The 21,674-nt window shown below is 68.5% G+C and carries 23 protein-coding genes and 1 tRNA gene; 10 read left to right on the top strand and 14 right to left on the bottom strand.

Going from position 1 to position 21,674, the window contains the following annotated elements; genetic code table 11:
* Position 1: 1 nt before the first annotated feature.
* Genes DLJ53_RS27385 through DLJ53_RS27375 form a run of 3 tightly spaced genes read right to left on the bottom strand, consistent with a single transcriptional unit; the run spans position 2 to position 2,707 of the window.
* On the bottom strand, positions 2-907 hold the full coding sequence (locus tag DLJ53_RS27385; RefSeq protein ID WP_244935173.1) for an SDR family oxidoreductase: 906 nt from the start codon (positions 905-907) through the stop codon (positions 2-4).
* Positions 895-2,037, bottom strand: coding sequence for a tRNA epoxyqueuosine(34) reductase QueG (gene queG / locus DLJ53_RS27380; RefSeq protein ID WP_111351291.1), 1,143 nt, complete (start codon positions 2,035-2,037; stop codon positions 895-897). The genes DLJ53_RS27385 and queG overlap by 13 nt, the downstream gene beginning before the upstream one ends.
* A complete protein-coding gene (locus DLJ53_RS27375; RefSeq protein WP_111351290.1) occupies positions 2,018-2,707 on the bottom strand; it encodes a glutathione S-transferase family protein in 690 nt (229 codons plus the stop codon). The genes queG and DLJ53_RS27375 overlap by 20 nt, the downstream gene beginning before the upstream one ends.
* A 111-nt stretch (positions 2,708-2,818) precedes the next feature.
* On the opposite strand from DLJ53_RS27375, the gene DLJ53_RS27370 reads away from it, so the two are divergent.
* Positions 2,819-3,625, top strand: coding sequence for an undecaprenyl-diphosphate phosphatase (locus tag DLJ53_RS27370; protein WP_111351288.1), 807 nt, complete (start codon positions 2,819-2,821; stop codon positions 3,623-3,625).
* 102 nt (positions 3,626-3,727) lie between these two features.
* Here the strand turns inward: DLJ53_RS27370 and DLJ53_RS27365 are convergent, their stop codons facing one another.
* Entirely contained in the window at positions 3,728-4,705 is a 978-nt protein-coding gene (locus DLJ53_RS27365) for a complex I NDUFA9 subunit family protein (protein ID WP_226579225.1), read from the bottom strand.
* Between the two features lie 181 nt (positions 4,706-4,886).
* Here DLJ53_RS27365 and DLJ53_RS27360 point away from each other — a divergent pair.
* Positions 4,887-4,971: transfer RNA gene (locus tag DLJ53_RS27360), tRNA-Leu, on the top strand.
* Between the two features lie 500 nt (positions 4,972-5,471).
* Here DLJ53_RS27360 and DLJ53_RS27355 read toward each other — a convergent pair.
* The 4 genes from DLJ53_RS27355 to DLJ53_RS27340 all read right to left on the bottom strand — a co-directional run bounded on the left by DLJ53_RS27355 (position 5,472) and on the right by DLJ53_RS27340 (position 7,334).
* A complete protein-coding gene (locus DLJ53_RS27355) occupies positions 5,472-5,891 on the bottom strand; it encodes a carboxymuconolactone decarboxylase family protein (RefSeq protein ID WP_111351285.1) in 420 nt (139 codons plus the stop codon).
* On the bottom strand, positions 5,830-6,255 hold the full coding sequence (locus DLJ53_RS27350) for a MerR family transcriptional regulator (protein WP_111351284.1): 426 nt from the start codon (positions 6,253-6,255) through the stop codon (positions 5,830-5,832). The genes DLJ53_RS27355 and DLJ53_RS27350 overlap by 62 nt, the downstream gene beginning before the upstream one ends.
* A gap of 277 nt (positions 6,256-6,532) precedes the next feature.
* The gene (locus DLJ53_RS27345) at positions 6,533-6,883 is read right to left on the bottom strand and encodes a hypothetical protein (protein WP_111351282.1); all 351 of its coding nucleotides are present in this window, start codon (positions 6,881-6,883) and stop codon (positions 6,533-6,535) included.
* Positions 6,884-6,887: 4 nt separating this feature from the next.
* Positions 6,888-7,334: a VOC family protein gene (locus tag DLJ53_RS27340; protein WP_111351281.1), complete on the bottom strand. Its 447-nt coding sequence runs from the start codon at positions 7,332-7,334 to the stop codon at positions 6,888-6,890.
* 344 nt (positions 7,335-7,678) lie between these two features.
* Here DLJ53_RS27340 and DLJ53_RS27330 point away from each other — a divergent pair, with 344 nt between their 5' ends.
* Together DLJ53_RS27330 and DLJ53_RS27325 are read left to right on the top strand one after the other, a co-directional pair.
* Complete coding sequence (locus DLJ53_RS27330; RefSeq protein WP_111351393.1) at positions 7,679-8,149, top strand: MarR family winged helix-turn-helix transcriptional regulator; 471 nt, start codon at positions 7,679-7,681, stop codon at positions 8,147-8,149.
* Between the two features lie 212 nt (positions 8,150-8,361).
* Positions 8,362-9,417, top strand: coding sequence for an IS110 family RNA-guided transposase (locus DLJ53_RS27325; protein WP_111351278.1), 1,056 nt, complete (start codon positions 8,362-8,364; stop codon positions 9,415-9,417).
* Positions 9,418-9,747: 330 nt separating this feature from the next.
* On the opposite strand, the gene DLJ53_RS27320 is transcribed toward DLJ53_RS27325, so the two are convergent.
* Positions 9,748-10,548, bottom strand: a complete 801-nt coding sequence (locus DLJ53_RS27320; RefSeq protein ID WP_202913376.1) for a prephenate dehydrogenase — start codon at positions 10,546-10,548, stop codon at positions 9,748-9,750.
* Between the two features lie 675 nt (positions 10,549-11,223).
* Between DLJ53_RS27320 and DLJ53_RS27315 the strand changes: the two genes are divergently transcribed.
* Genes DLJ53_RS27315 through DLJ53_RS27305 form a run of 3 tightly spaced genes read left to right on the top strand, consistent with a single transcriptional unit; the run spans position 11,224 to position 13,944 of the window.
* Complete coding sequence (locus DLJ53_RS27315) at positions 11,224-12,300, top strand: ABC transporter substrate-binding protein (protein WP_111351276.1); 1,077 nt, start codon at positions 11,224-11,226, stop codon at positions 12,298-12,300.
* Entirely contained in the window at positions 12,300-13,082 is a 783-nt protein-coding gene (locus DLJ53_RS27310) for an ABC transporter ATP-binding protein (protein ID WP_111351274.1), read from the top strand. Before DLJ53_RS27315 ends, DLJ53_RS27310 begins: the two co-directional genes overlap by 1 nt.
* Positions 13,066-13,944 (top strand): ABC transporter permease, encoded by an 879-nt coding sequence (locus DLJ53_RS27305; RefSeq protein WP_202913375.1) that lies wholly within the window; start codon positions 13,066-13,068, stop codon positions 13,942-13,944. Before DLJ53_RS27310 ends, DLJ53_RS27305 begins: the two co-directional genes overlap by 17 nt.
* Before the next feature lie 5 nt (positions 13,945-13,949).
* On the opposite strand, the gene DLJ53_RS27300 is transcribed toward DLJ53_RS27305, so the two are convergent.
* Positions 13,950-14,708, bottom strand: a complete 759-nt coding sequence (locus DLJ53_RS27300) for an SDR family NAD(P)-dependent oxidoreductase (RefSeq protein WP_162409595.1) — start codon at positions 14,706-14,708, stop codon at positions 13,950-13,952.
* A 179-nt stretch (positions 14,709-14,887) separates the two neighbouring features.
* Here DLJ53_RS27300 and DLJ53_RS27295 point away from each other — a divergent pair, with 179 nt between their 5' ends.
* Positions 14,888-15,592, top strand: coding sequence for a carboxymuconolactone decarboxylase family protein (locus DLJ53_RS27295; RefSeq protein ID WP_162409593.1), 705 nt, complete (start codon positions 14,888-14,890; stop codon positions 15,590-15,592).
* Positions 15,589-16,209: a carboxymuconolactone decarboxylase family protein gene (locus DLJ53_RS27290; RefSeq protein ID WP_162409591.1), complete on the top strand. Its 621-nt coding sequence runs from the start codon at positions 15,589-15,591 to the stop codon at positions 16,207-16,209. Before DLJ53_RS27295 ends, DLJ53_RS27290 begins: the two co-directional genes overlap by 4 nt.
* 58 nt (positions 16,210-16,267) lie before the next feature.
* Here DLJ53_RS27290 and DLJ53_RS27285 read toward each other — a convergent pair whose 3' ends face one another.
* Positions 16,268-17,164 carry a serine hydrolase domain-containing protein gene (locus DLJ53_RS27285; RefSeq protein ID WP_111351266.1) on the bottom strand — a complete coding sequence of 299 codons (897 nt, stop codon included), beginning with the start codon at positions 17,162-17,164 and terminating at the stop codon, positions 16,268-16,270.
* 333 nt (positions 17,165-17,497) lie between these two features.
* On the opposite strand from DLJ53_RS27285, the gene DLJ53_RS27280 reads away from it, so the two are divergent.
* On the top strand, positions 17,498-18,292 hold the full coding sequence (locus DLJ53_RS27280) for a calcium-binding protein (RefSeq protein WP_162409589.1): 795 nt from the start codon (positions 17,498-17,500) through the stop codon (positions 18,290-18,292).
* A gap of 87 nt (positions 18,293-18,379) precedes the next feature.
* Here DLJ53_RS27280 and DLJ53_RS27275 read toward each other — a convergent pair whose 3' ends face one another.
* The 3 genes from DLJ53_RS27275 to DLJ53_RS27265 form a co-directional block, all read right to left on the bottom strand.
* Complete coding sequence (locus DLJ53_RS27275; protein ID WP_111351263.1) at positions 18,380-20,074, bottom strand: FAD-binding oxidoreductase; 1,695 nt, start codon at positions 20,072-20,074, stop codon at positions 18,380-18,382.
* A gap of 249 nt (positions 20,075-20,323) precedes the next feature.
* On the bottom strand, positions 20,324-20,506 hold the full coding sequence (locus DLJ53_RS27270) for a hypothetical protein (RefSeq protein ID WP_111351261.1): 183 nt from the start codon (positions 20,504-20,506) through the stop codon (positions 20,324-20,326).
* A 197-nt stretch (positions 20,507-20,703) separates the two neighbouring features.
* Positions 20,704-21,597 carry a sulfotransferase domain-containing protein gene (locus DLJ53_RS27265; protein ID WP_111351260.1) on the bottom strand — a complete coding sequence of 298 codons (894 nt, stop codon included), beginning with the start codon at positions 21,595-21,597 and terminating at the stop codon, positions 20,704-20,706.
* Between the last annotated feature and the right edge of the window lie 77 nt (positions 21,598-21,674).

Genomic DNA, 21,674 nt, shown 5'->3' with positions numbered 1-21,674 from the left:
ATCAATAAGAGTCTCGCCAACGGCCACTCTCCCACAACGCGTTCAACCCTTCGCGGTATGTGGGATACCGTAGCCGCACTCCCAACTCTTGACGAATGCGCAAATTCGAGACTCGCTTCAAATCTCCGTAAAAAGACCGTGCCATCGGCGAGAGCTCCGCCTGCTCGAACGGCACCTCGGGCGGCAGCTCCACCCCCATCAGCCCCGCCGCGTACGCCACGACGTCCTGCGGCGGCGCCGGCTCGTCGTCGGCGACGTTGTAGACCCGCGAGGCGGGCCGCTCCACCGAGGCCGCCAGCGTCAGCGCGATGTCCTCGCAGTGGATCCGGTTGAACACCTGCCCGTCCCGGACGATCCGCTTCGCCCGGCCCTCCGCCAGCGACACCAGCTGGTTGCGCCCCGGCCCGTAGATCCCCGCCAGGCGGAACACCGCCGTCGGGACCGCGATCCGCCGTCCGAGAGCCATCCACGCCCCCTCCGCCTCGAGGCGCCACACGCCCCGGTCGGCGGTCGGCTGGCACGAGGCGCGCTCGTCTACCCACGCCCCCCCGTGGTCGCCGTACACTCCCACCGTCGAGAGGTAGCCGATCCACTTCAGCTCCCTGGCGTGCGCGAGGTCCCTCTCCAGCACGCGCAGGAACGGATCCCCCTCCCGGTCCGGTCCGGCGGAGACGAGAAGGTGCGTGGCATGACGGACGGCCTCGGAGAGCGTCAGGCTCTCCTCCCCGTGGTAGAGCACCGAGCGCACCCCCACGCGGTGCAGCTCGTCCGCCTTCTCCATGCTGCGCGTGGTGCCCACCACGCTCGCCGGCCGCGCCTGCCGCACGAACGCGCGCGCCGAATAGCCGAAGCCCAGCGCCACAAGGCGCATCTCGCCTTGGCTCGTCTCCCCGGTCATCGCGTGCATGGCTCTTCCCCGTGCCATTCGTTTCGGACTAGCGGATGATGTTCCCGCGAGCATCGTGCCGCGCGCAAGGCGTCGAAGTCATCCGCCGGCAAGGTCTCCCGCGCCGCCCAGGCGGCCGCGGCGCGCACCTGCGGCGCCTCGTCCGCCGTCCGCGCCTCGACCAGCGGCGCCAGCGCCTCCAGCCGGGCGTTGCCGACGGCCACCATCACGTTGCGCACGAAGCGCTCCCGTCCCAGCCGTTTCACCGGCGTGCCGGCATAGCGGGCGCGAAAGCCCGCGTCGTCGAGCGCCGCCAGGTCGGCGAGCGGAGCCGGGTCGTCGTCACCGACGAGCTTCATTTCGGTCGCCTCGCGCGCAAACCGGTTCCACGGACACACGGCCAAACAATCGTCGCAGCCGAAGATGCGATTGCCCATCGGACGGCGAAACGCCCGCGGGATCATATCCTTGGCCTCTACCGTCAAATAGGCCAGGCAGCGCCGTGCGTCCAATTTGTACGGTGCGGGGAAGGCATCGGTGGGGCAGACATCAAGGCAGCGGCGACACGATCCGCAGTGGTCGCCCTCGGCCGCGTCCGGCTCCAGCCGGAGCGTCGTGAAGATCGCGCCGAGGAAGAGCCAGGAGCCGGCCCGGCGCGACACGAGGTTCGTGTGCTTGCCCTGCCAGCCGATCCCGGCGGCGGCCGCCAGCGGCTTCTCCATGACCGGCGCGGTGTCGACGAAGACCTTCACGTCGCCGCCGAAGCGCGCCACCAGGCGCTGCGCGAGGCCCTTCAGCCGCCCCTTCATCACGTCGTGGTAGTCCCGGCCGCGGGCGTAGGCGGAGACCACGCCCCGGTCGCGCCGCTGAAGGTCGGCGAGCGGGTCGCGCCGCGGGCCGTAGTTCATGCCCAGCATCACCACCGAGCGGACCTCGGGCCACAGCGCCGCCGGGTGGCGCCGCCGCCCGGCCGTTGCGGGCAGCCAGTCCATGTCGCCGTGGCGGCCCTCGCGGACGGCCGCCTCGAGTCGCTCGCCGTGGAGCGCGGCGAAGGCCGCCGGGTCGGCGACGCGGGCCTCCGCGAACCCGGCCGACACCGCATCGGCCTGCAGGAAACGCTTCGCCGCCTCCCTAGAAGTCGAGGTCTGCATAATGCGGGGCCGGCGCCACGAGCCGCGCCTTGTCCGTCAGGAGCGGGCGGAAGGCCGGACGGGACTTCACCCGCTGGTACCACTGCTTCACCGCGGGGTCGGCATCCCACGGCGCCTCGCCGAGATAGTCGACGGTGGACAGCGCCGCCGCCGCCGCGAGGTCGGCGAAGCTCAGGCTGTCCCCGGCCAGCCAGTGCCGCGAGGCGGTCAGCGCGCCGAGATAATGCATGTGCCCGACGATGTTCTGACGTGCCGCCCGCATCGCCCCCGAGTCGGGCGCACCGCCGCCGCGCTTGGCCGGAATCTCGAGCTTCAGGATGCGCTCGGTCACCAGCGGGCCGGACACCTCGTCCTCGAACTTTATCAGGAACCAGTCGACCAGCCGGCGGACCTCGCCGCGCTGGAACGGGTCGGCGGGCATCAGCCGGTGCGCGGCGCGCATGTCGCCGTAGCGCTCGTCGATGTACTCCATCAGGACCCGCGCGCCGATCAGCGGGCCGCGCCCGTTGTCGTAGGCCATCGGCAGCGTGAGGCCCGGATTGATGGCGACGAACTCCGGCCGTGCCTCCCAGAAGGGCTCCAGCTTCAACTCGACGTCGATGGCGTGTTCGGCGAGCGCCAGACGGGCAAAACGGCAAGCAGGGAGAAAGGGATGGTGGTGAAGGATCATCGACTCCAGCGCCTAGCGCTTAACAAAGGTGTTGGGACGCCACTCGCATTCCGGCGCATTCCGGTGCAACGCGGTATAGCGACTCACACGCACATCACATAGGGCGAACGAATGGAAGCCGACACTATCGCTTCGGCGATCATACTGGGCATCGTCGAAGGGCTCACCGAGTTCATCCCCGTCTCTTCCACGGGCCATATCCTCCTCCTGGGTGAACTCCTGGGCTTCGATTCGACCGGCAAGACCTTCGAGGTGCTGATCCAGCTCGGCGCGATCTGCGCGCTCCTCGCGGTCTACACCGTCAAGCTCACCAAGCTCGTGCTGGCGACCCCGTACGACCCGGCGGCCCGCAACTTCTGCGCCGGCATCGTGATCGCGTTCCTGCCGGCCGCCGTCATGGGCGTGCTGCTCCACGACTTCATCAAGACGGTGCTGTTCGAGACGCCGGAGCTCATCTGCACGACGCTCATCCTCGGCGGCATCGCGCTGCTCTACATCGACCGCCGCGCGCCGGCGCCCCGCTACCACGACGCGACGCACTTCCCGCTCTGGCTCGCCTTCGCGATCGGCTGCTGTCAGGTGCTGGCGCTGGTGCCGGGCGTGTCGCGTTCCGGCTCGACCATCGGCGGCGCGCTGCTCATGCGTGCCGACAAGCGCGCGGCAGCGGAATTCTCGTTCTTCCTCGCCCTGCCGACGATGACCGGCGCCTTCGTCTACGACCTCTACGCCAACCGCAACGCCCTCTCGATGAACGACGCGGTGATCATCGCGGTCGGCTTCGTCGCGGCCTTCATCGCCGCGGTGATCGTGGTGCGCTCGCTGCTCGACTTCGTGTCGCGCCACGGCTTCACGCCGTTCGCGTGGTGGCGCATCGTGGTCGGCGTGCTGGGCCTTGCGATCCTCACCTTCGCGAGGTGACGTCCCGGGCCGCGCGCCGCTCCCGACCGGGTGGCCCGCGCGGCCCCGTCCCCTGCGGGACAGCGATGCGGACGGGCCGGACCGGCCCATCGCGCGTGCGGTCTACCCGGCGGCGCTGCCCGGCTCGGCGAACTGCCCGCCCTTGCGGTAGGTCCAGAGGTAGGTCGGCAGGATCGCCGCCATGCTGCGCGGATGGATCCCCGCCGCCGACAGGGTCCGCCCTTCGGCGAGCGCCGCCTCGGAGACCACGTTGTCGCTCTTCAGGAGCTCCACCTGGTCCGGCGTCAGCGGCGGGTTGGGCAGGTGCTGCAGGATGCTGGCCTTCATCCTGGCGAGGCCGAACGACAGCGTCGCGTAGCGCCGCTTGCGGTGCGTGATGGACGTCATCAGCTCCATCAGCCCCCGGAACGACTTCACGTCCGGCCCGCCGAGCTCGTACACCTTGCCGCCCGCGACCTTCCCGTTCACCGCCGCCGCGACGAACTGGCCGACATCGCCGACATAGACCGGCTGGAAGCGCGTCTCCCCGCCGCCGATCAGCGGCAGCACGGGGGAGATCTTCGACAGGCCGGCGAAGCGGTTGAAGAAGTCGTCTTCGGGGCCGAACACCACGGACGGGCGCACGATGACGGCGTCCGGGTAGATCTCCCGCACGGCCGCCTCGCCCGCCGCCTTGGTGCGGGCATATTCGGACGTGCTCTCCGCGTCGGCGCCGAGCGCGGAGATGTGCACGAACCGCGGGACGCCCGCCGCTCTGGCGGCTTCCGCGACGTTGCGGGCGCCTTCCTTCTGGATCGCCTCGAAGGTCTGCTTGCCGCCCTCGGCGAGGATGCCGACGAGGTTGACGACCACGTCGCTGTTGGCGACCGCGTGGGCGACGGCCTGCTTGTCCGTCACGTTGACCTTGATGGGCGCGATCTGGCCGACGCCGCCCATCGGCTGCAGATAGCCGACGAGGTCCGGCCGGCGGACCGCGATCCTGACGCGCCAGCCGTCCTTGGCGAGGGCCCTGACCACGTACCGGCCGATGAATCCGGACCCGCCGAAGATCGTGACCAACTTGCTCGGATTGCGCTCCATCATGCCCTCACGCGCCGCTCTAGTGCGCCGACAGGGTTAGGGCGTTGCGCTTTTGAGGGCAACGGGGGAACCGCGACTGTGGCGCTTTGGCCGGTTGATTGCACTGAATGTGTCATAACGGCAAAGACGGAGTTGACTTGTCCTGAAGGAGCCTATACCTCGCGTGGCTCCAGCACACCAAGCCCAGGTGGCGGAACTGGTAGACGCGCACGGTTCAGGTCCGTGTGGGGCAACCCGTGGAGGTTCGAGTCCTCTCCTGGGCACCACCTTGTGTGGATGTTGTTGAAATCACTGGATTGGAGTCCCTGCGGAACTTCGTGGACCCACCTGCGACACACAGGTGCACCACATGGTTCCCGCATGCCGACTCCGACGAGGGGCGCGCCGCCCTCGTGTTTTCAAATCTCGCAAACGCATCCCGAGCGACGTCGTCGACAAGGCGCGAGCGCATACGCTGCGCGTTCCTGTTCGCCGTGGGGCCGTGGACAGGCACCCCCACGCGACCCCGTCGGCAATCGGCATAGTCGATGCTCTCGCGAGATGCCCTCTCGAGGTGACGCGTCCAGGGGGGGACACGATCAGAGGGACGCCGATGGTCGTGGACACCTTCGGGGCGTCCGCAATCGGCGCGTTCCTCATCGGTCTTACGGCGTTCCGTCCGTGGGCGAGTCAGGCTGCAGCCACTCAGGCCTGACCGGATAGCAACGCCAGTCTCGCCTCGACGGCGTACGCAGGTCGGCTTGCGCCGCTCGTCGGACCACCGGAGTCACGCCCTGTCGGCGGCAGAGTCGAGCGGGCGGACGGCGAACACTTCCTTCGCCGCGAAGAGCGCGTTCAGCGCTGCGGGAAATCCGGCATAAACGGCCATCTGGATCAGGATTTCCGTAATCTCCTCCCGTGAGAGCCCGACATTCAGCCCCGCTTCGATATGCACCTTGAGCTGCGGTTGCGCCGTGCCCATGGCGGCAAGCGCCGCGATCGTCGCGATTTCGCGATCACGGAGCGACAGTCCCGGACGGGAATAAATGTCACCGAACGAGAACTCGAAAATATAGTCGGCGAAGTCGGGCGCGATCTCGGCCAGCGCGTCGATGACGTTTCGCCCCGCCTGACCGTCTATTGCATCAAGGGCGCGCCGTCCGCGTTCCAGCCGGGTCTCCGCTGACGGGTTTGCGTGCATGGTCATGGAAATGCGTCCTTTTCTCGGTTTCGACGTAGGTGTCGATCTTTGTGTCAAGGACGAGAAGACAGGCCTGCAGGTCGGCAAGATGCGCGCGCACCCGGCCGCGATGCGCCTCGAGAAGAGCGCGCCGCTCCGGGCTCGTGTGATCGCCCTCCGCGCGAAGCTCGGCATATCTGAGCATCTCGCGGAGCGGCATTCCTGTGGTTTTCAGACGGTCGAGGAACTCGATCCAGACGAGGATCGATTCGTCATAGTCACGCCGCCCGCCCGCGTCGCGATCCGCAAGAGGCAAAAGCCCGATCCGCTCGTAGTAGCGGATCGTGTGGGCGGACAGACCCGAGCGTTTCGCAAGCTGACCGATTTTCATGGCACCCGTCTTCTCATCAAGACGCAGCCGACCCTAGGGGTTCGAGCGCGCTCTAAGTCAAGACGCTTGCGCGACCATATATAGTGCCGGCAGAAGCGGACCTTTCCGTCGCGAGGCGCCTCCCGATCCCCCCTCCGCATCTCCGGCCGACGTGGTGTGGCCCCTCACCCGAGGGTTGCGCCGGCTCCGCCCCCGACCGATGACCGACCCAGGTATCGGCAAGGCCGGGGACATGCCGGGGAGCGGGCCCACCGCCCGGAACCGGGGAGGAGCGGCGTCAGGTCTCGGGGCCGGTGACGACGGGCATGATGTCGACGCCGTCACCGGGAAAGACCGTGAAGTGGGGATGCTTCGTGAAGAGGCGGGCAGCGTCTTCAATGGTCTCCGCTTCGACGACGACGTAGCCGCAGAAGGGGTTGGCCGCTTCGGCGACGCCGTCCCTCGTGACGCGCATCGTCTTGCCGACCATCAGGCCGGGATCGACGATGGCGGCGGCGTTCGCCGTGCTCCAGTCCACCCATTGCTTCAGTCCGGCGTCGTCGAGCGCGTCCTGCTCGGCCTTGGGACGGGCGCGAAAGCCGGCGAGGTCTTCCGGCTTCATGGTGTAAACGGCAAGAAAACGCGGCATGGGATCAGCCCTGCACCGGCTTCCAGTCCGCCGATGGAATGACGTTGACCATCCACGGGACACCGAAACGGTCGACGAGGGAGCCGAAGCCGGGCGACCAGAAGGTCTCGCCGAAGGGCATGACGGCCTTGCCGCCCTCGGACAGTTCATCGAACCAGCGGCGGGCTTCCGCCTTGTCCTGCGTGTGCAGCGTCACGTCGAAGCCGTTCTTGGGTTTGTCGACGTTGGGCGCCCACGCGGTGTCCATGTCGGCGCCCATCAGCGCCTGGTCCCCGACGTCGAGCCAACAGTGCATCAGCCATGTCTTGTAGGCCTCATCGGTGATCGGCATGCCCGGGGGCGCGTCCCCGTAAGGAATGGCGGCGGCGATCTTCCCACCCAGGACCTTGGCGTAGAACTCGAATGCCTCGCGGCACTGACCGCGGAAGCTCAGACTGGTCACGATCTTCATGATCGCCTCCTTTTGATTGGTGATTGGACGCTCATCAGGGGAGATCGGGCCGCGAGGAGACGCCGGAGCGGTCCGCAATCCGGGCAAGGCGGGGAAGCCTGACGCCGCCCTGCCCGGCGTACCGCCAGCGCGCTACGCCGGGAACTGCGCCGCCGTCGAACCGCGAGGCGCAGACGTTCGTCGCCCCTTGCGCATGGCCATCCCGGGACCGGAGGAACGGCCGCGTCACGGACATGGGCCGGCTTTTGTCCACGCCGAATCCCCTGGAAAAGTCGGCCATTGATTGACCCGCCCCCATTTAGGTTGATATCAACGTATAAACCCCACGGATGTCAATGGTACGGATGCACGCTGCTTCCGATCTGTCCTTCGAGACCACCCTTTTGGTGCGGGATGCCTGTCTGTGCCTGCATACGCAGAGGGCGGCGCGGGCGCTCGCGCGGCGGTTCGACGTCGCGCTGAAGCCCGTCGGAATCACCAGCGGGCAGTTCTCCCTCCTCATGTCGCTCAACCGGCCGGAGCCACCGAGCGTCGGCAGTGTCGCGGCGCTGCTGGCGATGGACAGGACGACCTTGACGGCCAATCTCAAGCCGCTGGAGCGCCGCGGTCTCGTCGAGCCGGTCGCCGATCCGACGGACAGGCGGGTCAGGCGGCTGCGGTTGACGCCTGCCGGCCGGGCCGTACTGGCCGAGGCGGTGCCGATCTGGCGGGATCTTCACGCGGCGATCGAGACGGTGCTGTCCAACCCGGATCGCCTGCGCTCCGAATTGAACCTGCTGTCGAGATCCAACAGCGAGGACGGGACTGCCGGATGACGCCGGGATCGGACAGTTGAAGGATCACCATTTCCGCCCGACGCCATCTCGCCAGACGGCAATCCCGGAACGGTCCTGCTCCACGCGCCCGAACGCTGGCGGTCGATCCGATACCGCCAATCGTCTGTGCGCGGGTTCACATACATAGTGGGATGGTCCGCGCTGCCTTCCCGCCCGATCATCGGGCGACTGCATGGAAGGAGGATCTGACTATGATGCGTAACCACCCCCGGGACTGCGCCGTCTTCGGCGTCGATATCGGCAAGACCGTGTTCCACGTCGTCGGGCTCGATGCGGCCGGCGCGGTGCTGCAGAAGGCGAAGTTTCGCCGCGACACGCTGCTGCAGTTCTTCGAGAGGGCAAGGCCGGCGCTGGTGGCGATGGAGGCCTGTCCCGGCTCGCAGTGGCTCGCGCGCAAGATCGGTCTGCTCGGCCACGAGGTACGGATCATCCCGGCACAATTCGTGAAGCCCTACGTGAAGTCGCACAAGAACGATGTGATCGACGCCGAGGCGATCGCGGAGGCTGCGACCCGGCCGACGATGCGCTTTGTCGGCGTGAAGGAAGCGCATCAGGTCGACCTGCAGATGTTGCACCGGGTTCGTGGCCGGCTGGTCGCCAGCCGGACGAAGCTCATTTGCCAGATGCGCGCCTACTGCCTCGAGCATGGCGTGGCGATGAGGCCGGGTGCTGGCGTGTTCAAGATCGACATCCTTCGCGTACTCGATGACGAGGACAACGATTTGACCGATCGCGCACGCCTGGTGCTTCGCGAGCTCCACGCCGAGCTCATTGAACTCGAGAGCCGGATTCGGACCGTCTCGACCGAGATCAAGAACATAGCCGATGCCGACGAGACGGCGCGTCGGTTGATGACGATCCCGGGCATCGGGGCTCTCGGAGCGACGGCCATCCTCGCAGCCGTCGGCGACCCGCGGCGGTTCAAGAAGGCACGCGACATCCCCGCTTGGCTCGGCCTCGTGCCGCAGCAGCATTCGACCGGAGGCAAACAAAAGCTCCTTGGGATCGCCAAGAGAGGGAGCAACTACTTGCGAACCCTTATCGTGCATGGCGCGCGTTCGGTCTTCATGCATCTCGATCGGTCGAAGGATCGTCTCGGGGTCTGGGCTGACCAGCTGCGCGGTCGGATGCACGCCAACAAGGTCGTCGTCGCGTTGGCGGCGAAGATCGCGCGCATCGTCTGGGTGATCCTGAGCACCCCGGGCGCGACATATGAGCGGCGACCGCCTAAGGCCGCGATCGTCTGAGTTATGAGATCCGGCAGCGCCGGAAAGGAGTGCGAGGTTCGTAGGTGATGACGAAAGGGTCGATCGGCGTTCGGTAAGTCCGGTTCGAAAGCGGGCTTCGTGCCCGAACCAGTTAGTTGGAAACCGAACGCGCTGATCTCATCATGGCCTGGCCGGAAAACCGGCCCACTCGCGAGAGGCCGGATACATTGACGCAATCCCTGACGCCACCGCCGAAGAACGTTGCACAGGCAGCGCGGACCATACATTCGATGCAATGGCCGGAATGTGTCAGCCGCGCCGCCATGCCTCCGTCAGCTTCAAGGCGCGCACAAGCTCCCCTCGGACAGATTACTGACCTGCTGCGTCCGCCGCGGCAGCGCTTTCCGGGGCCTTTCCGAGCGACGCAAGGGCGCGAAGCAGGTCCTGCCGCAGCGGATCGACGTGCCGATTGCCACGGGTCACCGCCTCGTAGATTTCCGGCGCATCGTTGGTCACCATCGCCAGCGCCTCCAAGATCAGGTCGAAGCTGCGGGTGCGGATCCTGGGCCGCTCTCCCAACGCCTGGAAGGCGCGCGCGAGCAGGTGGGTGAGGCCCTGCGTCATCGCCGCCTGACGGTCATGCTCCTCCGGGGTGGTGACGATGACCTCGAGCCCGAGGGTCCTGCGCAGAAAGACCGCGAAGGCCCTCCATCGCGTTCCCCTGACCGGACAGAGCACGATCTGCGCGCCGGCGACGCCGTTCTTCACGCTTCCCGGGCCGAACATCGGATGGCTCGCGAGCACCTCGACGTGCGGAGGCAGAAGTTGACGCATCATGCGCGCCGGCTCCTCCTTGATGGAGCACACGTCCACGACCACCTGGCCCGGACGCAACAACGGCGCGATGTCCAGGAGAACTTCGGAAAGACTTTGAACGGGCACCGCCAGGACGACGATATCCGTCGAGATCTCCTTCGTGCTCGCGATGACCTCGAACCCCAGCGCGGATGCCGCGCTCCAGGCATCCGGTGACTGATCGTAAACCGAGACGCGGGCATGCGATGCGAGGACGGCCGCAACGAGCCTTCCGAAGGCGCCAAAGCCGATGATGGTGATCGAGGGCGGTCTGTAGAGCATGAACCTGATCCAGAAGAAGGGGCCAGGGGTCATGCGCTCATCATGCTCGACCGCTGGCACAAGGCAGCGGCAAACACGAGGGGTGCTCCGCTACCTAGGGCAGCGGGTAATAGGAAACGGCAAAGAGGGTCACCGAAGTCTTCATCCTGCTCCGTTAGCCACATCCCGCGAGACAGTCAATGGCGGAACCGGCCGTATCGAGGACCTGCCGGTGACCCCGACGCCGCCGCAGCGTTCGGAGGGACCGAGATGCTTTCGATGGACTGGACAGCGCGCGCATCATTTTGGACTGCCGCCACCCTCGCCCTGAGCGCCGGCTTGTGCGGCCTGCTTATCGTCATTCGCTGATCTCGTTCATCGGAGACCGGCAGGCCCTTCCGTGGCTTACGACGCTGCCCGTGCCCCATGGAGCGCCCCACACAACCTCGGCGCATCGGCCCGCACGGCAACTGAACGGGTCCGGGGGGCGGCAAAGCGCGCCAAACGCGGTAGGGTATAGGGTCCCGCACTGGCCCTCCGGTCAGGCGAATAGGCTTATTGGCATATCAACAATACAAGTGTATAAAAATTGGGTGAGCCTGATTTCTGTGCACTCGTCGGGCGGCTTCGCCGTCGTCCGGGCATGCCGCATCCGTGGCATAGGGCCCGCCTCGTTCCGGCGGTGGCACGGATGGCACCCGTCACCGCCGAACCCCGGATGATTGCCCCATGGACAAAGCCCACACCCTCTCGCGGCGTACGCTGCTCAAGGCGAGTGCCGCCGTCGCCGCCACCGCGACGGTCTCCGGCCTGCACCCCGTCGCCGCCATCGCCCAGGACCTGCCCGAACTCACCACCATGCGCTCGACGTCCAAGTCGTGGCTCTGGGCGGCGGAGGATTTCGCCAACGCGATGGGCTACTTCAAGGACGCCGGCGTCACGGTGAACTCGATCGCCTCCAACCGCGGCACCAACATCGCGGCCCTCATGGGCGGCGACGTGGACATCGTCCTCGGCAGTCCCGGCGAAGCGATGCGCGCGCGCACCCGCGGCATCGAGATCAAGTCCTTCATCGCCTCGGTGAACCGCTACGCGAGCCACATCGTCGTCAAGAAGGAGACGCTCGACGCGGCCGGCGTGACCGACGCCTCCCCGGTCGCCGAGAAGGCGGCCGCCATGAAGGGCCTCCGCATGGGGACCACCGGCCCCGGCGCCGCGCCGGACGCGCTGCTGCGCTTCATCGCCGTCACCAACGGCCTCAACCCGGAGCGCGACTTCCAGCTCGTGCCGATCACCGGCGGCGGCCAGGGCATGATCGCGGCGCTCGGCCAGGGCGCCATCGACGGCTTCTGCCTGTCCTCGCCGACGTCGGACATGGCGGTCGACAGCCAGGGCGCCGCCTACCTCTTCAACATGGCGACCAATCCGCCCCCGTTCCTCGACGTCTACCAGTATATCGGCGCCACCACCGCCGAGGCGACGATCGCCAAGAAGCGCGACCAGCTCGTCGCCTACGCCGCCGGTATCGCCGCCGCGCTGAAGACGATCAACGCCGAGCCGGACACCTTCAAGACCTGGGCGGTCGAATGGTTCGCCGGCATGGACCCCGCCATCTTCGAGGCGGCCTTCGCCAACAACAGCAAGATCTACGCCGAGACCCCCGTCCCGACGGCCGAACTCTTCGCCAAGAACGTGGAGTTCATCTCCAAGGTCAACGAATCGATGGGGGCGCCCGCGCTGCCGGACAGCCTGACCTTCGAGGCCTTCGTCGACCCGACCATCGCCGAGGAAGCGGTTTCCGGCTGATGGGCGTCGCAATCGACATCCGCGGCGCCGAGAAACGCTATGTCGGGCGCAAGGGCGAGACGATCGCCCTTGACGCCGTGGACCTTGCCATCGAGGAGGGCGAGTTCGTCGCCTTCGTCGGCCCCTCGGGGTGCGGCAAGTCCACCCTCCTCAACATGATCTCCGGGATCATCGACATCTCGCTCGGCACCATCACGCAGGATGGCGAGGCGGTGCGCGGCATCAATCGCCGCGTCGGCTACATGACCCAGGCCGACAGCGTCCTGCCCTGGCGCACCGTCGCCGACAACGTCGCCCTGCCGCTCGAATACCGCGGCGTGCCGCGGGCCGAGCGCGCCCGGCGCGTGTCGGCGATGCTGGAGATGGTCAACCTCACGGGCTTCGCCCACGCCTTCCCGAAGGAGCTGTCGGGCGGCATGCGCAAGCGCGTCGCGCTGGCGCAGATGCTGGTCTACGAGCCGAAGACGCTCCTCATGGACGAGCCCTTCGGCGCGCTCGACGCGCAGCTGAAGCTCGTAATGCAGGCCGAGCTCCTGAAGATCTGGCAGGAGCAGCACAAGACGATCGTGTTCGTGACGCACGACCTGCACGAGGCGATCGCGCTCGCCTCGCGCGTCGTCGTCTTCTCCGGCCGGCCGGGCCGCATCAAGCACATCGAGAACGTGCCGATCCCCTACCCGCGCGACGTCTTCAAGGCGCGCTTCCTGCCCGAGTTCGAGCAAGCCTACGACCGCCTCTGGCGGGAGCTGGCGCCCGAGATCGAGCATGGCGAAGAGATGTGAGGACGCCGCGATGACCACCGCCTCCCCCACGGCCGCCGCGGCGGCCCCGTCGACGGGCCTCCCCGCCGAGGCCGTTTCGCCCGAGCTCGCCCGCTTCCGCGCCCGCGAGCGGCGCCGCAAGTGGCTGGTGCTGGGCTGCCAGCTCGCCTTCGGCCTCGCCTTCCTCGCCTTCTGGCAATTCGCCTCGGGCCGCCTCATCCAGCCCTTCTTCGTCTCCTCGCCCACGGCGGTCTTCGCCAAGCTCTGGGATTGGACGATCTCCGGCTACCTCTGGTACAACCTGTCGATCACGCTGCTGGCGACCGGGATGGGCTTTGCCGTCGGCGCCGGGCTCGGCTTCGTGCTGGGCATCCTCTTCGGCCGCTACCGCTTCGTGGCGGACGTGTTCGAGCCCTACATCACCGCGATCTACAGCCTGCCGAAGATCGCCCTGGCGCCGCTCTTCATCATGTGGTTCGGCATCGGCCTCGCCTCGAAGGTCGCGGTGTCGGCCGCCGTGGTGTTCTTCCTGGTCTTCCTCAACACCTTCTCCGGGGTGCGCGAGGTGAACCCGATCTACGTCCACTCCACGCAGATCATGGGCGCCAACTCCTGGGCCGTGATGCGCACCGTCATCATCCCGTCGGCGACGTCCTGGGTGATCACCGGCCTCAAGGTCTCGGTGCCCTACGCCCTGGTCGGCACGGTGATCGGCGAGTTCATGTCCGCGAACCGCGGCATCGGCTTCGTCATCGCCCAGTCGTCGGCGCTGTTCGACACCACCTCGGTGTTCACCGGGCTGATCGTGCTGGCGATCGTCGGATCGCTCATCAATGCCGGGCTGAAGTGGGCCGAACGCTACCTGCTGCGCTGGCGCGCCTGAGCGCGTCAACCGGCGAGGATGCCGCCGTCGACGACCAGAACGTGGCCGGTGACGAAGGACGAGGCGGGCGCCGCCAGGAAGAGCGCGGCGCGCGCCGCCTCCTCCGGGCGGCCGAGGCGGCCGAGCGGCACCCCGGCTGTCATCGCCGCCAGACGGTCCGGATCGCTGCGCGCGACCTCCGTCATGGGCGTTTCGATCGGCCCCGGCGCGACCGCGTTGCAGCGGGCGCCGAAGCTGGAAAACTCGATCGCCAGCGTCCGCGTGAGGCCGTTCACCCCGGCCTTGGACGCGGCATAGGACGTGGCGCGGCGATGGCCGATGAAGCCGATCTGGCTGGACACCAGCACGAGACTGCCGCCCCCCGCGGCCTCGAACACCGGCGCCACCGCCCGCGCGACGTGGAACGGGCCGGTGAGGTTGACGCTCATCACCCGCGCCCAGTCCTCGTCCCCCGTGTGGCTCACGTCGCCGAGATGGAAGACGCCGCTCGACACGACGACGGCGTCGAGCCCGCCGAGCGCCTCGCCGGCGGCCGCGACGGTGCGGGCGACGGCGGCGGGATCGGTGACGTCGCAGTCGAATGCCGCCGGTCCGGTCGGCTCGCCGGCTGCGCCGTGGACGCCGGCGGCCACCCGCGCCCCGGCAGCCCTGCCGAGGGAGACGGTGGCGGCGCCGATTCCCGACCCCGCCCCGAACACCAGAAGCCGCAGCCCCTCGATATCGACGAGCGGCACGGGTGGAAGCGGTGTGGAGGTCGAAGGCACGGCGGGAATCTCATCGCTCGGGCGGCGGCCGCGACGGCCGCCTGGAAGGGTGACGGGGGCTGGTGCGAGGCGGATGCTGCGCCGGCATTTTCGGCAGGACATTCAACGGCCGGCGCGCGCTCGGCCGATACTGTGAGACGCGAGCCGCCGCCGATCAAGGGGCGGTCATGGAGGTGACGGTGGACGAACTCGAGGAGCTGGAGGCGCGCCTTGCCGCGCTGAAGGCGGAACGCGGCTATCTGCTGCCGCATCACGGACTGATGGCGACCTTCGCCCCCGATCTCCTGGAGGCCTACGGCGCGGCCTATCGGGCGATGACGCTGACCGACCGCGTCCTCTCCCCCCACGAGAAGGAATTCGTCTGGCTGACCATCCTGATCGCCACGGACGAGGCCGAGGCGACGCACCATGTCGCCAAGTTCTACGCCGCCGGCGGCACCGACCGCGAGGTCGAGGCGGTGGTCCGGCTCACGGCCCTAGTGCGCGGCGCGGCCGCCTACCGGTTCGTGACGGACGCCTGGCAGCGCCACCTGAACACCTGGGACGGAGCCGCCGCCGAGCGCGCCGCCGGCATCGCCGTGGCGGCCGAATTCGGCGTCGCGCCCGGCCTCGTGCTCCTCGCCGACGCCGCGATGCGCGTGTGCCTCGACGACTGGGACGGCCTCGGCCGGGCCCTCGTCGACCTCTCCGCCGCCGGCGTCGAGGAGGCGAAGATCGCCGAGGCGCTCTCGCTGACGATGTTCCCGGGCAGCGTGCCGCGTTTCGTCCGCGCGGCGGGCGTATGGCTGACGCTCATCCGCGAGGGGAAGGTGGCGGCCTCGCCCCGGACGCGCGCCTGGGCGGCACTTTCGGGACAGGGCGGCTACGACGAGGCGGCATCATGAGCGACATCGACCAAGTGGAACAGAAGCGCGGCTACCTGCTGCCCTATCACCGGATGCTGGCAGCGCACGACCCGGAGCTGCTCACCCTCTACGACGCCTTCTACACGCGCCTGACGCTGGTCGAGAAGACGCTGCCGCCGCGCGAGAAGGAGATCGTCTGGATCGCGCTGCTGGCCGCCGCGCGCGAAGGTGTCGGCAAGCTGCACCTCGAGCGCGGGGTCGCGGCGGGGCTGTCGCTGGCGGAGATCCGGGCGTCGGTCGCGCTGTCGGCGGCGTCCGAATCCTGGGCGGCGACGGCCTTCGCGGCGGAGCACTGGGCCGAGTTCACCCCGCCCGAGAAGATGCTCGGCGCCTACCGCGCGCTGGTCGAGGCGGCGCGCGGGCCGATCGAGCCGCGCGTCGCCGAGCTGGCCCTCCTCCTGTGCCACGCAGCGCGCGCCGCCGATGCGCCGATGCGCCACCACCTGTCGACCTACTTCGCCGCCGGCGGCGAGGCGGGAGCGCTGGCCGAGGCGCTCGCCTTCCTGTTCCTGCCGATGGGCGCCAACCTCCTGATCGAAGCGGTGGCGATCTGGGCGGCGGCGGCGCCCGATCTCGGCATCCCCGCGCCGTATTGATCCCGATCGCGCCGCCTTCGCGAACGGAGGCGGCGCCCGCGAGGCCGTCCATGACCGATCAGGTGTCGCGGGCTGCGTATCCGGCGGCTGCGAACTCGGCGATGCCTTCGTTCCGCCCGTCGGTGAAGCTCGCGACGGTCATCGGGTCGTCGCGGTCCGGGAAGTGGTAGACGGCGTTGACGCAGAACGGGCCGCCGCCGGAATGGCCGATCGCCCGTCCCGCCGCGCCGAAGCGCCCATTCATCAGTCCGAGGCCGTAGCCGCACTGCGTCCAGGGCCGCCCCTCGATGACACCGCCAAGGGGATACGGGTCGAGCATCCGTTCCAGTGTCACCTCGCCGAGCAGCCTGCCGGTGAAGAGACCATGGAGCAGCCGCGCGGCATCCTCCGCCGTGCCGATCAGGCACCCGTGGTACACCCACCCAGGGTGGTAGGTCCGGGCCCCCTCCCAGCACACCCTGGCGAACTCATCGCGGGTGGTCGCCAGCTCGACGCTCTCCAGTCCGAGCCTCTCACCGATCAGCGCGCTGAACAGGGATCCGAACGGCCGCTCCGCGGCATCCTCGATGCACTCGCGGGCCAGCATGTAGCCGACGTTGGAGTAGGACCAGCCCGCGCCCGGCGCAAACAGCCTCCCCTGCGCCAACGCGGCCTCGAGCAGCTCGTCGCGCGACCAGGGTTCCTCGTCGTTCGCCACGGCGTCCCGGTACGCCTTCAGCGTGGAATAGTCCGGCAGGCCGGCGGTGTGCTGCAGAAGCTGGCGCAACGTGAAGGCTTCGCTCGCAAGCCGTGCATCCAGGTCGATCCGCCCCGCTTCGGCGAGCGTCAGGCCGCAGATCGCGATGACCGACTTCGTGAAGCTCCAGTACGGGAAGACCAGTGTGGGGTCGCAGGTCTCGGACCGGATCCCCGTGCGGGTGATCCGGCAGGAGTGGATGCGCTGCGTCGATGTCATGACTTGGGACTACCACGGGCGCAGTCCGAAAGCGCCCCGCCCGCCGGTCCCCATGCGGAGCATGTGAGAGGTGGGCGTCCGGGCTTCGCGAGAGCGATCCGCGGTCTCGGCGGCGGCGCCGAAGACGCCGCCGGAGCGCCTCGCCAACCCCGCTCCTCCGGCATCGCCCAACATCGTTGACGCCGCAGTTTGCGGGGGCGATCGAGGACCTGCGGACGGCCCGTTGCGACCGTCATGCAAAGTTCAGCTTTAAATCATATGATTTTAATATAGGTTAATTATCATCCTACCTAACCGACATGAATGTCGGGCTACTTTCCACGGGAGTTCGCAATGCTACTGGGCCTGGATATCACGGTCGAACTGTTCAAGGACGATCCGGACAACGTCGTCGCGGGTCCTTTCCCCTCGACCGTCACCAGCGGCGTCGAGTTTCCCAATGTCGGGGCGGTCGGTTCACTGGACATCGCCGACTCGACGGCCACGTATACGGTGATCGAAGACGAATCCGGCAACTTCGACGACGGGCCTTTCAACGGCGGGATCCTGAATATTCCCGAATTCGAGAGCCCGAAGGGCCTGACGCTCAACGACGTCTCGATCATCACCGGCCGCACCACGCTCGACGTGAGCGAAAGCGACGCGTACGTCACGAAGTCCTCGCTGTTCCTCGACCTCTCCGGCATCGAATACGCACCGGGTGACAGCGTGTCGGTGCGTCTCGGCTTCAACATCGCCGGGACGGGCGACGCCGACGAACTGAAGGGCGACTTCGGCAACGACCGCCTGTTCGGCATGAAGGGCGACGACGACCTCTTCGGCGACATCGGCGACGACGTGCTCGTCGGCGGTCTCGGCGACGATGTCCTGGACGGCGGCCGCGGCAACGACCGGCTCTTCGGTGACGAAGGGTCCGACACCTTCGTGTTCCGCGACCAGGGGGTCGACCGCATCCTCGACTGGGAGACCGGCGTCGACACCATCCTGGTCGAGACCGGCGCCACCAGCTTCGACGACTTCGACCTCTACCAGCGCGCCAACGGCGTCGCGATCGCCGACGACAATGCACGGATGTTCGTCGCCGGCGTGACCGTCGACGAAGTCGACGCGTCCTGGTTCGCCTTCTGACGATGCGAACGGGTGCGGGCGGCGTTCATCCGCCCGCACCTGCCCGGCCCGATCGGGCCGACAAGGCCCTCCGGGCGGCGCCCCCCGTCACCCGACCGGCCCGTGATGCTGCACGAAGAGCCCGCGGGGATCGCGGGCCCGCTTGATCGCACGAAGCCGGCCGGCGTTCTCGCCCCAGTAGGCGGAGGCCCAGTCGGCGAGGACGTAGTCGCTTTCCGCGCTGTAGCTGCCGGTGGCGCCGGTCGCGGCCCTGAGCGCGCCGATCGCGGCCGCGACGCGCCGGCCCTCGGACCGGCCGCGGGCCGCATCGGGCGCGTGCCCCGCGACGCCGGGATAGGCCGGCGGCCCCTCCGCCCCCGAGATCGCCAGGGCGAACGCACGCGTCACCTCGGGGTTCATCGCGGTATCGAGGGCAGCCGTGCGCACCGGGTCGCCGCTGAAGGCGAGGCCCTTGTTGAAGTGCAGCGAGACCGGCCAGTGCCGGCTCGCCGCGACCAGCGCGCCGGCGAGCGCATCGGGGTCCGCCAGCAGGTCCGACCGAAGCCAGACGGACCCGAAGCCATGGGTGACCTTGCCGGCTTCGACCGCGTTCCCGGCCCAATAGATCCGGTCCGGAGGCGCGCCCGGCTGCGTGTCGCGCAGCACGACCCCCGGCATCGCCGACAGCACTTCGGGGTCCCAGAACGACCGCCCCGGCAGTGCGACCACCACGGGCTCGGAGCCGAGGTGGAGCCCGCCGTCGCGGCGCACCCTCGCGAAGAAGGGCTCCCACACCGCACGCGCCTCGTCCTCGTCGATGTCCGAAAACAGCATCGAGATCCGGAGCCGGTTGTCGGGGCGGAAGATCGCCTGCTCCCCCCACGCCGGATTGCTCAGGTTCATGCGGTAGTGGACGAGGAAATCGCGGACGAGCGTGCGATAGTCGCCCTCCGACGCCGCCTCCACCTCCATGGCGACCAGCCCGAAGGCGCGCGGCAGCGGGTGCGTGCGCAGGGTGACGCGCGTGACGACGGCGAAGCCGCCTCCACCCCCCTTCAGCGCGAAGAAGAGATCGGGCTCCTGCGCGGCGCTGACCGTGCGGACGGCGCCATCGGCCGTGACCACCTCCGCCTCGAGGAGGTTCGCCGCGGCGAGACCGAAGCGTGGCGAGAAGCTGCCGAAGCCGCCGCTCAGCACCAGTCCGGCGACGCCGACCGTGAGGCAGCCGCCGCCCTGCACGTAGCGCCCGCCCTCGACCGACACGCGCCGGTACACCTCGCCCCACATCGCGCCCGCGCCGACGGAGACCGCCGGTTGCGGCGCGGCAGCCGAGCCCGACGGGACGAAGCCGTCGTGGAGCACGACAGCGTCCATGCGGCGGGTCCACACGAGGAGCGAGCCGGCGGCGTTGGAGTCGCCGTGGTAGCTGTGTCCGCCGCCCTTCACGACGAGGCGCACGCCGGTGTCCGCGGCGAAGCGCACGGCCGCCGAGACGTCCCCCGCCGTCTCGGCGACGACGACACGCGCGCTAGGCTGGAGCGCCCAGCCGTCGGTCCAGCCGAAGCTCTGCGCCAGACCGGGGTGGTCGCCGAGGAAGAACGGGTTCCGCGCGTTCTCGAACAGGGCGTCGCAAGCGGCCGTGTCCCCGCCGGCGCACGCCCCCAGCGGCCACTCGACGGGTTGCAGCCGGGAGCCGACCTCCCGGGCGAGCCGCTCCCACGGGACGGCATCCGGGGCGGCCACCGCGGAACGCGGCGCCGCCAGTGCGACCGCGCCGAGGGCGAGAAAGCGTCTCCGATCCATCGTGTCCGTCCTCGTGCAGCGTTTCGGGCCCGACCGGAACCATAGCGCGTCCGCGCGCCGAACCCAGGCCGGAACGCCGAACCCGCGCGTGACGGCGACTGCGGGACCCGCAACTCTCCCCGGCCCGGACATGCGAAAAGGCCGCCCACAAGGTGGCGGCCTCATCGTCCGGGGGACCCGGGACAGGGCCGGCTCGCCCCGATCGTGGAGCAAGCCGGATGGGCATTCGCGCCCGGGAAAGCCGGGGCTCTAGAATATTCCGAAATCACCGGCGTCGGAGGTGTGACCGAAGTCGGAAGAGTCGTGGCCGCTCACGTAATCCGAGTCGCGCAGGTTCGAGATGGCGCTGTCGAGACGGTCACGCTGCTCGTCACGCCCCTCGGACGACTTGATACCGGAAAAGAAGTTCGGGATGGTTTCTTCACAAGCCATGAGTATTGTTCCTTTATCTGTTCAAAAGTAGACGTTTCCTAGCGACTTCGAACGCGTTGTTCCGCCGCTTGACCATGAATGGGGATCGGGCGCGGCGCCATCCAGATCGGAAACCGGTGGGCGTGATCGCGATCACACGCGAAGCGCGTGGAGCGTGACGGCAGTCACGAAATCGGGCGACAGGACCGCTCTCGCCCTTACAGCGCCCACCGTTCGGGCACGCGGCCGGCGAAGCGGCGCCGGCAGAAGTCGTACTGCGGGGCCAGCCGCTCGGCGATCAGGGCGCGGGCCTCGTCCGGGATCGGCGTCCGGATCTCGGTCTCGTTGCGCCGGGCGGACATGTCCGTGGGTCTGGCCTCAACATCCAGGAACGCGCAGAGGTCCGCCAGCGCGGCATCCGTGAAGAGATCCTCGTAGAAGACGTAGTGGACGCACCCCGGCGCGAAGGTCGCGTCGAGCGCCTCCACCGCGTCGGCGTAGTCCGAGCGTCCCATGAAGCGGGGGTCGTCGAGGAGGTCACGCCATGACGTCTCCGCATTCCGGCGCGAGTCGAGGTGGTTGTAGTAGCGCACGTGCGACCAGAGCCGGTCGACCGGATCGCGCATGACGTAGACGAGCTTCACCGCGACGTCCTGAGAGGCGCAGAACGCGCGCATCGCCCCGAACCCCTCGCGGCCCATGAGGGAGTAGGACGGGGTGATGTCGCAGACGACACGGGCGTCCGGCGCACCGGTGCAGAGCCGGGCGAAGTGGCCGAAGTACGCGTTGTCGTCGTACATCATCGCGACCCGGTCCACGCTGGCCTGGAAGAGCGGTTCGGTCCGCAGCCGCGCGCAAGCGTCCCCCTCCTGCACGATATGGAACGCGAGGCGCCTGATCGCCGTCGTGTCCATGTCCTCGATCGCGTGCCGGCGAACCTTCGCGTTGAAGAAGTGCAGCTCCTTCAGGGGCGAGACGACCACGCCGTCGAGCGTGGCGAGGTACGCCCAGAGCCAGCTCGTCGCGCACTTCGCGGCCCCGACGCCGATCAGGAAGGTCTTGCCGTCAAGCTCGCCATAGCGGCGAAGCCGCCCGTCGCGCGTGGTGTCCATCAGCAACCTCAGGCGGACACCCGAGTGTCCCGATCTCGATACGGCGGCGCACGCCATCGTCGTAGCCCGGGCCGGTG

The organism is Acuticoccus sediminis (assembly GCF_003258595.1).
In the GTDB taxonomy this organism is placed as follows: domain Bacteria; phylum Pseudomonadota; class Alphaproteobacteria; order Rhizobiales; family Amorphaceae; genus Acuticoccus; species Acuticoccus sediminis.
The sequence above is the reverse complement of the archived record's forward strand: the minus strand, read 5'-3'. Positions and strand labels throughout refer to the sequence as shown.

Coding starts and splice junctions, on each gene's coding strand:
- DLJ53_RS27345 (WP_111351282.1), bottom strand. CDS start 6,883: ATGCCGCGTTTTCTTGCCGTTTACACCATGAAGCCGGAAGACCTCGCC.
- DLJ53_RS27280 (WP_162409589.1), top strand. CDS start 17,498: ATGCTACTGGGCCTGGATATCACGGTCGAACTGTTCAAGGACGATCCG.
- DLJ53_RS27275 (WP_111351263.1), bottom strand. CDS start 20,074: ATGGATCGGAGACGCTTTCTCGCCCTCGGCGCGGTCGCACTGGCGGCG.
- queG (WP_111351291.1), bottom strand. CDS start 2,037: ATGCAGACCTCGACTTCTAGGGAGGCGGCGAAGCGTTTCCTGCAGGCC.
- DLJ53_RS27385 (WP_244935173.1), bottom strand. CDS start 907: ATGCACGCGATGACCGGGGAGACGAGCCAAGGCGAGATGCGCCTTGTG.
- DLJ53_RS27375 (WP_111351290.1), bottom strand. CDS start 2,707: ATGATCCTTCACCACCATCCCTTTCTCCCTGCTTGCCGTTTTGCCCGT.
- DLJ53_RS27330 (WP_111351393.1), top strand. CDS start 7,679: ATGCACGCTGCTTCCGATCTGTCCTTCGAGACCACCCTTTTGGTGCGG.
- DLJ53_RS27315 (WP_111351276.1), top strand. CDS start 11,224: ATGGACAAAGCCCACACCCTCTCGCGGCGTACGCTGCTCAAGGCGAGT.
- DLJ53_RS27365 (WP_226579225.1), bottom strand. CDS start 4,705: ATGGAGCGCAATCCGAGCAAGTTGGTCACGATCTTCGGCGGGTCCGGA.
- DLJ53_RS27305 (WP_202913375.1), top strand. CDS start 13,066: ATGGCGAAGAGATGTGAGGACGCCGCGATGACCACCGCCTCCCCCACG.
- DLJ53_RS27270 (WP_111351261.1), bottom strand. CDS start 20,506: ATGGCTTGTGAAGAAACCATCCCGAACTTCTTTTCCGGTATCAAGTCG.
- DLJ53_RS27370 (WP_111351288.1), top strand. CDS start 2,819: ATGGAAGCCGACACTATCGCTTCGGCGATCATACTGGGCATCGTCGAA.
- DLJ53_RS27310 (WP_111351274.1), top strand. CDS start 12,300: ATGGGCGTCGCAATCGACATCCGCGGCGCCGAGAAACGCTATGTCGGG.
- DLJ53_RS27285 (WP_111351266.1), bottom strand. CDS start 17,164: ATGACATCGACGCAGCGCATCCACTCCTGCCGGATCACCCGCACGGGG.
- DLJ53_RS27350 (WP_111351284.1), bottom strand. CDS start 6,255: ATGAAAATCGGTCAGCTTGCGAAACGCTCGGGTCTGTCCGCCCACACG.
- DLJ53_RS27355 (WP_111351285.1), bottom strand. CDS start 5,891: ATGACCATGCACGCAAACCCGTCAGCGGAGACCCGGCTGGAACGCGGA.
- DLJ53_RS27340 (WP_111351281.1), bottom strand. CDS start 7,334: ATGAAGATCGTGACCAGTCTGAGCTTCCGCGGTCAGTGCCGCGAGGCA.
- DLJ53_RS27325 (WP_111351278.1), top strand. CDS start 8,362: ATGATGCGTAACCACCCCCGGGACTGCGCCGTCTTCGGCGTCGATATC.
- DLJ53_RS27320 (WP_202913376.1), bottom strand. CDS start 10,548: ATGACCCCTGGCCCCTTCTTCTGGATCAGGTTCATGCTCTACAGACCG.
- DLJ53_RS27290 (WP_162409591.1), top strand. CDS start 15,589: ATGAGCGACATCGACCAAGTGGAACAGAAGCGCGGCTACCTGCTGCCC.
- DLJ53_RS27265 (WP_111351260.1), bottom strand. CDS start 21,597: ATGGACACCACGCGCGACGGGCGGCTTCGCCGCTATGGCGAGCTTGAC.